This is a genomic window from Paraburkholderia oxyphila NBRC 105797 (assembly GCF_000685075.1).
Classification (GTDB): Bacteria; Pseudomonadota; Gammaproteobacteria; order Burkholderiales; family Burkholderiaceae; genus Paraburkholderia; species Paraburkholderia oxyphila.
Map to the genome: position 1 here is coordinate 43,185 of NZ_BAYD01000018.1, position 11,152 is coordinate 54,336.

6 protein-coding genes and 2 pseudogenes are annotated in these 11,152 nt (G+C 62.4%); 2 read left to right on the forward strand and 6 right to left on the reverse strand.

Going from position 1 to position 11,152, the window contains the following annotated elements; genetic code table 11:
• Nucleotides 1-66: 66 nt before the first annotated feature.
• Nucleotides 67-165 (reverse strand): annotated as a pseudogene (locus BO1_RS57510) (short-chain dehydrogenase); the annotation flags it as partial.
• Nucleotides 166-200: 35 nt separating this feature from the next.
• A pseudogene (locus BO1_RS57515) lies at nt 201-350 on the reverse strand (SDR family NAD(P)-dependent oxidoreductase); the annotation flags it as partial.
• Nucleotides 351-460: 110 nt separating this feature from the next.
• Here BO1_RS57515 and BO1_RS51105 point away from each other — a divergent pair.
• Nucleotides 461-1,387, forward strand: a complete 927-nt coding sequence (locus BO1_RS51105; RefSeq protein WP_043284863.1) for a LysR family transcriptional regulator — start codon at nt 461-463, stop codon at nt 1,385-1,387.
• A gap of 94 nt (nt 1,388-1,481) precedes the next feature.
• Here the strand turns inward: BO1_RS51105 and BO1_RS14320 are convergent, their stop codons facing one another.
• The 4 genes from BO1_RS14320 to BO1_RS14335 form a co-directional block, all read right to left on the reverse strand.
• On the reverse strand, nt 1,482-1,784 hold the full coding sequence (locus BO1_RS14320) for a DUF4148 domain-containing protein (RefSeq protein ID WP_028218133.1): 303 nt from the start codon (nt 1,782-1,784) through the stop codon (nt 1,482-1,484).
• A gap of 595 nt (nt 1,785-2,379) precedes the next feature.
• On the reverse strand, nt 2,380-2,985 hold the full coding sequence (locus BO1_RS14325; RefSeq protein ID WP_028218134.1) for a GNAT family N-acetyltransferase: 606 nt from the start codon (nt 2,983-2,985) through the stop codon (nt 2,380-2,382).
• A 36-nt stretch (nt 2,986-3,021) separates the two neighbouring features.
• Nucleotides 3,022-5,973 carry a bifunctional diguanylate cyclase/phosphodiesterase gene (locus tag BO1_RS14330; protein ID WP_028218135.1) on the reverse strand — a complete coding sequence of 984 codons (2,952 nt, stop codon included), beginning with the start codon at nt 5,971-5,973 and terminating at the stop codon, nt 3,022-3,024.
• A complete protein-coding gene (locus BO1_RS14335; RefSeq protein WP_156992261.1) occupies nt 5,970-7,103 on the reverse strand; it encodes an extracellular solute-binding protein in 1,134 nt (377 codons plus the stop codon). Before BO1_RS14335 ends, BO1_RS14330 begins: the two co-directional genes overlap by 4 nt.
• Nucleotides 7,104-7,624: 521 nt before the next feature.
• On the opposite strand from BO1_RS14335, the gene BO1_RS51110 reads away from it, so the two are divergent.
• Nucleotides 7,625-11,113 (forward strand): adenylate/guanylate cyclase domain-containing protein, encoded by a 3,489-nt coding sequence (locus tag BO1_RS51110; protein ID WP_043284865.1) that lies wholly within the window; start codon nt 7,625-7,627, stop codon nt 11,111-11,113.
• The last annotated feature ends 39 nt before the right edge of the window (nt 11,114-11,152 follow it).

Below are 11,152 nucleotides of genomic sequence, written 5' to 3' on the forward strand. Positions count from 1 at the left end.
CGCTCAGAGCTTGTAGCCGCCGCTCGCTTCAATCGTCTGGCCGGTCACCCAATGACCATCGTCGGAAGCCAGGAACGCCTCGTCTGCTCCGGATTTGCTGGCGTTGTAGCTGAGCGCCACCGTCGCATCATCCTTTGCAAGACGTTCGGCGATGGCGCGGCCAATGCCACGCGATGCCCCGGTAACGAGAGCGGTTTTGTGAGGGCGGCCACAGCGGCGTCGAGCGCTTCCTGCCGGCGGCCGAAGATGAAAACGAACGCGCCCTCCTCGATGAAGCGCTTTGCTGCGGCGCGGCCGCTGCCGGTAGCGCCACCGGTGATCACGGCGGTCTTTCCTTTCAGTCTGTTCATGTCATGCATCCTTCGAAACAAAAGCGACGCACACCATTCTGAAGCGCTTGATTCATGAAGCCAATTGACTGAATATCTATAAGTACCATCTACTTTCTAGATAAATAGATATGCTGGATAACGTCACCATCAATCAACTTCGGGCCTTCGTCGCCGTGTGCGACGAGGGAAGCTTTTCCGGGGCTGCACGGGAGCTGAGGCGTGCACAGTCGGCGATCAGTCACGCGATCAACGCGCTCGAGAGTGCCTTCGATGTGGTGCTGTTCGAGCGCAACACGCGCAAAGCGACGCTGACGGCCGCGGGCCGCAGCCTCCTGCCCGATGCTCGCGGTGTGATCTCGCGCACCGAGGAAATGAAGATGCGCGCGGTTGCCATTGCTGAAGCGGGGGTCCCACAGGTCTCGGTTGCCGTGGATACCTACTTTCCGCGCGCGCACCTGATCGAATGCCTGCGCACCCTGCAGGCGGACTTTCCAACGGTTGCAATCAATCTGCGCATGACGACCATGCAGGACGGCGAGCGTCTGGTTCTCGAAGGCACGTGCGCGTTGGCGGTGACGATCACGGACGTGCCGGAGCTGAGACCCGGCACCATAGAAAGGCTGCATCTATGTGACACGCAGATGGTGACTGTCTGCGCGCCATCGCATCCGCTGGCCGCAATCGCGGGGCCCATCCCGCGCGAGGAATTTGGCCGGCACATCCAGCTCGTCGTCACCGACAATCAGCCCGATGCGGAAAAGACACAACAGGGGGTCGCGAGTGAGCGCCAGTGGCGGGTGAATGACCTCGGCGCGAAGCACGATCTGCTCAGGGGGAGCTTGTGCTGGGGGCACATGCCGCTTCATATGGTTGCGGAAGACCTCGCGAAGGGAACGCTGGTCGAACTCCAGCGGCGCGCATGGCACATGCGCCCCCTCACGTTCATGATCTCGCAGCGGCGCGGGTACGCGTTTTCCGAATGTGAGTCGCGGCTGGTCGAGCTCCTTGGCAATCGTCAGCGCTTGTCAAAGGGTGCCAGCATGCGCGGCAACTGAATTCATGCGCCAGACGCGCAAGGCACACCGCTCCACGCCGCCCCAAGCAGAGACGGCGTGTTCTACATCGCCCGACCTGGTCAGACGAAAAAGCTTATGACCCGCCAAAGAACACCGGCTTCATCCCGCTCGTGCTGGCGCGAGAGCCCATTTGCGACGAACCGTTGGTCGCAGGGCCGTATCCGCTGTTCTGGTCTGTGGCACTGGCGCCGGCAGTCGGCATATTGGCAGGAAAGTCGACGGTATTCGCATTGGCCGGATTGAAGCCGGCTTGCTGAAGCTGAGCGATCTCGGCCTGCACTTGCGCGCGCGTCAGCGCCCCATCCGATTGCGCCAACGATGCAATTGGCACTGCAATGACGGCGGCCGCGCAAACTGTGTGGACTAACGTCTTCATCATGGTCCACCTCCTGTGATTAATGACTCCAGCTGTTCATTCATCGAATTTGGATATCGGCGAGGTGCACATGCGAACGGATGCGCTCGCCCCGCCCGTCGAGCGTCCGCGAGGGTCGAGGTACGGACTTCCCGCGTGGCCGTAGCTGCTACGGGGCACGCCGGCAGTTATGACTGTATTCGCAGACAAAATGCGCATGAATAAGGCTGGTGTCCTAAAAGAGGCTAGGGGATTACCCTATTCCTTGTGCAGTTCCGCCCTGGTGGCGCTCGATCCACTGAATTGCGTACCGCATCAGCGCCTTGCCGTCACGGACATTAAAGGTTCCTTGCTCGACCAGGTCTCTTGCGCTCCAGCGCCACCTTGCTCACATCCACCGGAACGAATGGCGCCGGATCAGGATGCCGTGACCATCCAGCGCCCACTGCAGCACGATATTGCAGCCATCGCAGCGACGTGTCTTTCGGCGGTCCTGTCCGGTTCTGGGGTGGTGACCTCCCGAGCAAGCATTCGCACGGGACCGGCACCCACGCCGGTCAAGCCGCCACCGAAAAAGCCGGCTTGATACAGGTTCGTCCGGGCATGTGCCGCCGCCTCACCCGTGCTGGCCCAGCATGGTCTCCAGTCGCACGCGAACCTGTGGCCACTCGTCGTCAATGATGCTGAAGCGCACCGAGTTGCGCTTGCGGCCATCCGGCATGATTCGCTCGTGGCGAACGATCCCCTCCTGTTTTGCTCCGATGCGCAAGATCGCCGCTCGCGACTTTTCATTCAGTTCGTCGGTGGTGAACTGCACTCGAACGCAATTCAGCGTTTCGAATGCGTATTTGAGCATCAGGTATTTCGCTTCCGTGTTGACGGATGAGCGCTGCGACGATGCCGCGAGCCATGTGTGTCCGATCTCGAGCTTGCGGTTCACGTGGTCGATCTTCCAGAACCGCGTGCTACCCACCATGCGGTCCGTTGCCCGATCGACAATGACAAACGGCATGACGGTACCCGCCTGCTCCCCTTCCAGGGCTCGGGCGATATAGGCCTCTACCGTCTCCGGCCCAGGCACGACGGTCACCTTGAGATTCCAGAGCGCCCCATCGGAAGCGGCCTCGATGAGTGCCCGGTCGTGCTCCTTTCGCATCGGGCGCAATTCGACCGTGCTGCCCGACAAGATTGGGGTGTTTCGGTGTAGGGATTCGCTATTCATAGCCTGCGTGCTTTGCATTCTTCAACGACAAAAAACTTATATACCCGTTCCCGTCTCGCTCTCCACCTCGGCGACGAGCGGCCACGCCCAGCGCTCGAACTGCTCGGGCGGAACTGGCTTCGAATAGAGAAACCCCTGCGCGAAATCGCAGCCCACCGCTTTGAGAAACGCCTGCTGCTCCGCAGTCTCGACGCCCTCGGCAATGACCTGGATACCAAGCTTGTGCGCCAGCACCACCATCGCCTCGCAGAGCGCCTGGTTATCTTCGTTCACGCTCAAATTCTGCACAAACGATCGATCGATTTTCAAATAGTCGATTTCGAAGCGCTGAAGATAAGCCAGCGATGAATAACCGGTGCCAAAATCGTCGATCGAAATACCGATGCCAGCGCGACGGAACGTGAGCAGCTTCTCGTCGATATTCGACTCCGACTGCAACAACAGGCCCTCGGTAATCTCCACGGCAACGCTCTCGCCCGCCATGCCTTCCCGCGTGAGGTACTCGGACCATCGCGCACACTGCATGCTGTCCTGGCGCACCTGCACCGGGGACATGTTGACGCTCACCTGAAAAGCGCCGTCATAGCGTTCGCGCCAGCGCTTCGCCTGCTGCACGGCCTGCCTGAATACCCAGTCGCCTATCGGCACGATCAGTCCCGTGTCTTCCGCCAGCGGAATGAATTCGAGCGGGCTGATCATGCCGCGCACGGGATGGAACCAGCGGATCAGCCCCTCGGCCTTGCAGACCTTGCCGGTCACCAGATCGATGATCGGCTGGTAGAACACCTGAAACTGCCGGTCCGGCAACGCGGCGCGCAAGTCGCTCGTCAGGCGCAGACGCCTTTCGGCCTCCACGCGCATGTCGGGCGTGAAATAGCCGAAGCGATTGCGCCCGGCATTCTTCGATGCATACATCGCCTGGTCGGCGTTCTTGAACAGCACGTCGAGCTCGCCGGCATCGTCGGGGTAGAACGTGATGCCGATGCTCGCGGAAATGAATTCCTCGTCCGCGCCGAGCTTGAACGGCAGTGCCAGGCTCGCATTGATCGTTCTCGCGACCCACTCGACGCGCTCGTCGTCTTTCAGCTCCGGAAGGATGACCGTGAACTCGTCCCCGCCAAGACGGGCCACGGTATCCATTTCGCGGACGCACGTGCTGATGCGCTTCGCCGCCTCCACCAGCAATACGTCGCCCGTGTCGTGTCCGAGTGAGTCGTTGACTTCCTTGAAGCGGTCGAGGTCGATGAGCATCAGGGCCATGCGCCGTCCCGAGCGGCGCGAGCGCCGCGCTTCTTGATCGAGACGCTCATGGAACATCTGCCGGTTCGGCAGGCCCGTGAGCGCGTCGAAGTTGGCCTGCCGCCAGATCGTCGCCTCGAACGCCATGCGGTCGGAAAGATCGCGGCCGACGGCCATCACCGAGTTGACCTCGCCGGAGCGGTCGATCTCCGGCGTGATGCGGATGTGGGAGCATTGTTCCGCGCCCTCCTTGCCGATCCATCTGAGCTCGAACTGCGCGCTTTTCCCGCTCGCAATGACTTCGCTGATTTTCTCTTCGTAGAGCAGCGCGTTGGGGCCGCCGGGGTATTCCGATGGCCGCTTACCGAGCGCCTGAGCCAGCGTGCTCCCCGAAGTCGCGCAAAACGCGGGGTTGGCATAAATGCGGCGCAGCTCCCGGTCGTAGCGCGTGATGGTATCGGGCGAGTTTTCGATCAACGTGCGCGACTCGCGCTCGCGCGCCACGAGCTCCGCCGTGCGCTCGACGACGATCTGCTCGAGCGACGCGTTGATCTCGTTGATCTTCTGTATCTTCTGGCCGATCGCGCCGCGCATGCGCTCGAAGCGCAGTTCGAGCCTCGCCAGTTCGTCCTGGCCGCACCCTGCCGTTCCCGGTGGCACGCCGTCGTCCAGCGGGACGCCGGCATCGTCGCCCGTGTCGTGCATCTTGCGCACGAGCTTGATGAGCGGCTCCGAAATACTGCGCGAAATGAAATACGCCAGAAAGAGCGAAAGCAAAAAACCCGAGATGCCCACCAGCACGATCTGGTTACGCACCGCCCGCGCCTCGATCGTCAGGCTCCTTTCCGCAATCGTGCTGACCACGATCCAGCTCGTATTGGGAATGCGTGCATACGCGACGAGGTAGCGCTCGCCGTGCGTGCCCGTGACGCTCACAAAGCGGCTCGCGTCGTCGGATGCGCCGTTGTGCTCGATGCGCTCGATCAGGCCGGGCACCGACAACGCGCCCGCACTTGCCCGGGTATCGTCGGCCCGAATGATCGCCTTGTTGGTGCTCGCATCAAGAATGGATATCTCGATGCCGCTTCGGGAAGCGACGTTGCTGAAGATCGTGGAAAAGTACTCCGGCCTCACGATCAACACCAGATTGCCGATCTTCTGGTCGTTGCTTTTGTCGAAGATCGCGGTCACCATCCCCAGGTTCTGTTCGCCGGCGCCGTTGTCGTAGCTGCCCCACCAGGTCCGCCCCTGCTGCGCCTCCGCACGCTCAACGAGGCCGGTGATGCCACGCGTCAATTGCGCGAACGCCTGCGTGTCCAGAATCCGGTTGTCCTTGTCGAGCAGATACTTCTGGTCGATGAAATCCACCGACCCAAAATGTTCGAGGAGCAGCCGCGCCATGTCTTCGCGCGCTTCGCTGCGGTGCTGGATGCTCGCGCTCGACGCGCCCGCGAGCGCGCCTTGAAGCTCGTTCGATAACACCAGGAGCTTGCTCTCGGTTTCGATCTGCTCCATGCGCATCCGCACGTTCTTCGAAACCTGCTCGACCACCTCCTTCGAGAAGACTTCCGCATTCTCCTTGATCGCCGTAACCGATTTCACATAGGAGAGGAAGCCCGAAATGATCACGGGCAGCAGGCACAGCAGCACGAAGGCCGCCATGAGCCGGTGACGGATCTCGACGCGACGAAGCAGATCCTGCGACAGGTAGTCGAACGCGACGCGCAGCGGTGCGGGAATCAAGTTCATTTGTAGTGCATCTTCGCTTCGTTTTTGACCGACTGGTCGAGTCGCTTCGCGGCTTCCCCTGGCGTTATTTTGTGGAGCAGCACGTCCTGCATGAGCCCATGCACATATTCGATGGTGTTCGACGGCAGCGACGAGTAATACGGGCTCGCCGTGACCGGATAGCGGCGAACGGTGTTGGTGTAGTCAACGATCACCGGGTCGCTGACCGCCATGCCCGCATTTTCGCGAAATGGCGAAATGTTATGCCGCTTCTTTTGCAGGATCAAAAAGCCCTTGCCTGCCATGAATTCCAGAAAACGCATCGCCGCCGCCTTCCTCGGCGTCTCGCAGACGGCAAAGCCCGTTTCGCTGCCGAGCACCGGCACGACCTGCGCGCCGCGCGCATTCCATGGCGGCACGAATACGCCGGTCTGAAAGGCATTGCCGTGCAGCATCGCACCGGCAGACCAACTGCCTTCGAAGGCCATGGCTACCTTGCCTTCCTTGAACAGCCTGATCCCGTCATCGTAGCCCGTCGTCATGAAAGCAGGCTGTACATAGCCGCGTTCGGGAATCAGCGCCATTTTGGCGAAGATGTCGGCGACCGCGGGGGTGTCGAGATTCAATGTGCCGTCGGCCATCTTGTTGCGCCAGTCCGGTGCGTGCGCCACGACGTCGTTGGCGAAGCCCGAAGCAAATGGCCCGTTGCCGAGCATATTCGGAAAACCGCCACTCCACATGATGGGCGTAAAGCCCGCCCGTTTGAGCTGCGCGCAAACCCGCACGAACGCGTCGAAGTCGGTCGGCAATTCGGTAATGCCGGCCTTTTCGAACATTGCCCGGTTGTAATAGATCATGGTTGTCGCGACGCCGCCCGAAATGCCGAACCCTTTGCCGCGACGACTGGTCCAGTCGGCCTTGAGGGGAGCAAGCATGTTATTCCACGCGGACGTCTGCCGTAAGTCGGCAAGGATGCCCTGGTCCGCCAGATCGGCCGCATAGGCGTTCGGATTGACGCTCACGAAATCGGGCAGCGTGCCCGCCGCCACGCGCGGCTTGATATTTTCCTCGACCGAGTTGCCGATCATGAATTGAACGTCCACACGCACGTCCGGATTCGCCCGCGTGAATTCGGCGGCGATCTGCAGCATCTCCTGCGGCCAGTCGGGAGCCCAAACCAATGCGGTGATGGTTGTCCGGGCGGCTGGACGCGCGCTCGTCGAGGCGTCCTTGTGCGCGTGGCAGCCAAACAGGAAAGCCAGCCCGATCAGGCAGTATCGCAACCAGAGAAACTTGACTCGTCCCACGCAAGGCTCGCTTTCAGATTAAGGATGGGCCGATATGGCTTCATTAGCGGCTTCATTAACGGCTTCATTCGATGCTTCGAAACGTGTCAGCCGTCTCGCGGCCGCCCTTCGATCCGGGCGACAAGCACAGTTCGCTTGCACGGGCATGGCCGGCGAACAGGACGAATGCCCACAATGATGCCTCATCCGCCATATCGGCTGGAGAATTCAATCCTTTAGGGCCGGTTCACACGCTAATGCAGCGCACGCCAACCACGCCGCTGCCGTTGCCCTCTCCGTCCGGCGCTACGGGCTGGCACGGTCTTGCCGCAGGCGCACACCGCGCCTAATGTTTAAACGCGGGCACGGGGCAAGGACCAGGTCATATGCGCTGCGCAAACTGCGGATTCGATAACCTCACCGGCGCCAGGTTCTGTGAGGCGTGCGGCGCCATGCTGCTGCGCGCCTGCCCGCGCTGTGGGCACGAGGCGAGCCCGTCCGCGCGGTTCTGCAACGCGTGCGGCGCGCCCCTCACCAACGCGCCTGGCCCCTCCACTGAGCGCCCGCCTGCGGATACGCGCCCGCTGCCCGCGCCTATCCAGTACACGCCGCACCATCTGGTCGAGCGCATTCGCGCCGAGCAGGCGGCCATGGAGGCGCGCGGCGAAACGGCCGGTGAGCGCAAGATGATCACGGCGCTCTTCGCCGACATGGCCGGCTCCACCGCCCTGATTCACAATCTCGATCCCGAAGAGGCCCACCGGCTGATCGAGCCCGTCGTCGCGCTAATGATGGAAGCGGTCCATTACTACGAGGGCTACGTCGCCAAGTCGCTGGGCGACGGCATCCTCGCGCTGTTCGGCGCGCCCATCGCCCACGAAGACCATGCACAGCGTGCGCTCTATGCGGCGCTGCGCATGCAGCAGACGATGCGGCGCCACAGCGACAGCATTCGTCTGGAGAAAGGCATTGCGCTGCAGATTCGCGTCGGCGTCCATACCGGCGAGGTCGTCGTGCACTCGATCCGCACGGACGACTTGCACACCCATTACGATCCGGTCGGACACACGATCAACATTGCGTCGCGCATGGAAAGCATCGCCACGCCCTCGTCGATTCTCGTGAGCGAAGTCACGCACAAGCTGGCCGAGGGCTATTTCGAGTTCAAGGCGCTGGGCGCCACACAAGTCAAGGGCATTCCCGATCCGCTCGTGGTGTACGAAGTCCAGGGTCTCGGCGCGTTGCGCACGCGCTTGCAGCTCGCGGCGCATCGCGGGCTGGCGCGGTTCGTGGGCCGTCAGGCCGAGCTGGAGCAATTGCACGATGCGCTCGAGCAGGTCAAGGCGGGACACGGGCAGGTCGTGGCCGTGGCCGGCGAAGCCGGCGTGGGCAAGTCACGCTTGTTCCACGAGTTCAAGGAGCGCTCGCGGCGCGGCTGCCTGCTGCTGGAAACGTTTTCAGTCTCACATGGCAAGGCCTTTGCCTATCTGCCGCTGATCGACCTGTTAAAGAACTATTTCCAGATCGTGCCCGAGGACGACGAGCGGCAGTGCCGCGAAAAGGTCATGGGCAAGGTGCTCACGCTCGAACGCAGCTTCGAGGACCTCGTGCCTTACCTGCTGTATCTGCTCGGCATAGGCGAGCGCGGTTCGGCGCTCCCGGACATGGATCCGCAGATCCGGCGCGATCGCACCTTCGACGCCATCATCAAGCTGCTGACGCGCGAGAGCGACGATCAACCCGTCGCGCTGCTGTTCGAGGACCTGCAATGGCTGGACCGGGAAACCGAAGCATTCCTGGCATGCCTGATCGAGCGCTCCACCCGCGCGCATCTGCTGCTGTTGCTGAACTTTCGGCCCGAGTACGCGCCCGGCTGGCCCGGTCATTACGCCCAGCTCCGGCTCGAGCCGCTGCGCCCGGAGGAAGTCCAGGGGCTGCTCACCGCGCTGCTGGGCGACGATCCTTCGCTCAACGCGCTCAAGCGCCTCATTCAGGAGAAAACGGAGGGCAATCCGTTTTTCATGGAGGAAGTCGTCCAGACGCTCGCGGAAGAGCAATCGCTGCTCGGCGAGCCTGGTCGTTACCGGATCGGGCGCACGCCTGCCGCCCTGCACATTCCGGCCACCGTTCAGGGCGTGCTCGCCGCCCGTATCGACCGGCTGCCGGTGGCCGAGAAAGAGCTGTTGCAAACGCTCGCCGTGATCGGCAAGGAATTTCCGTTCAGCCTGCTCCAGTGCATATGCATCGGTCAGGTGGCGCAAACGGACAATGACCTGCGCCAACTGCTGGCCCACCTCGCGGCGGCGGAATTCATTTACGAGCGGGCCGCGTATCCGGAGGTCGAATATTCGTTCAAGCACGGGCTGACCCAGGAGGTCGCGGGCCACTCGCTGCTCACGGACCGGCGCAACGTTCTGCATGAGCGCACTGCGCAGGCCATCGAGACGTTGTTCCCCACGCGCATCACCGACTATTGCAGTGAACTGGCGCATCACTACAGCCTGAGCGGCAATATTCCGAAGGCCGTGGAGTACCTGCACCGGGCAGCACAGCAGGCGGTTCGGCATGCCGCGCATCTGGACGCGATGCGGCATCTGCGGGCCGCGCTGGAACTGCTCAAGCGTCTGCCCGAAACGCCCGCGCGCGCTCGCCGGGAACTGACGCTGCTGCTTTCGCTGGGCCCCGCGCTGATGGACGTGCAAGGCTACGGCGCGCCCGAAGTGGCGGCGACTTACACGCGCGCGCTGCAATTGTGCGAGCAGATCGGGGAAGCATCGGAGCTCTTTTCCGCGCTTCTGGGCTTGAGGATTCACTATATTTCGCGCGCCGAGTACGCAACGGCGCGCGAGCTGAGTGAGCGAATGCTCCGCATGGCAAGTGATGAAAAGGACTCCGGATTGCTTGTCGAGGCACATAGCGCACTGGGTGTGTGCCTGTTCTTCCTGGGCGAATTCGCGGCCAGCCGCGAGCACCATGAACGCGCCCTTGCGCTCTACGACCCGGCGCAGCATCAGGCCCATGTCTTCGCTCATGGCGTGGATCCCGGCATCCGCGCACTGAACTACCTCGCGATGACGCTCTGGCATCAGGGCTACCCCGATCAGGCGCGCCAGCGCAGCCTCGAGGCGCTGGCACTCGCGCGGCAGTTCGCTTTTGGGCCGACCCTCGCGTTCGCTTTGGCTTACGGCGCCGAACTGCACCAGCTTCGGGGCGAAGTAGCGCTGACGCTCGAACGCGCCGAAGCCGCCATGGCGGTGACGTCCGATCAAGGGTTGCCCTACTGGCTCGCGTGGGGAATCGCGCTGCGCGGCTGGGCCCTGACCAGGGGGGATCGTCTTCAGGAAGGCATTGCGCAGATGCGCGAGGGGCTAGCCGATCAACGGGCCCACGGTGGCGAGGAAGAGCGTTCGTACTTTCTGGCACTCCTTGCCGAAAGCCACGGAATCGCGGGCGACAGGGAAGCCGCGTTCCGCGTGCTCGACGAGGCCATGTCGATCGCAGAGACGGCCGGAGAGCATTGCTACGAGGCCGAGTTGCATCGACTCAAGGGCATCCTGTTGCTCGCTGCGGAACACGATGGCAACGGCCAATCGGCCTCCGGCGACGAGGCCGAAGCCTGCTTTCGCAAAGCGCTCGAGCTGGCGCGCGAAAGGAATGCGAAATCGCTGGAATTGCGCGCGGCTTCGAGCCTGGCCCGCCGGTGGCAGCGCGCGGGAAAGATTGCGGAGGCCAGGGAGCTGCTGTCCGAAGTCTATGGCTGGTTTACCGAAGGCCACGACACCGCCGACTTGCGGGAAGCGAAGGCGTTGCTTGATGAGCTGGCGACAGGCCAGGACACGGCGTTGTTGCATAAATCGACCACAAGGACGGAATAGCCAAGGTTTTGATTGTCCACCGCCTTTCACTTCGGTCAC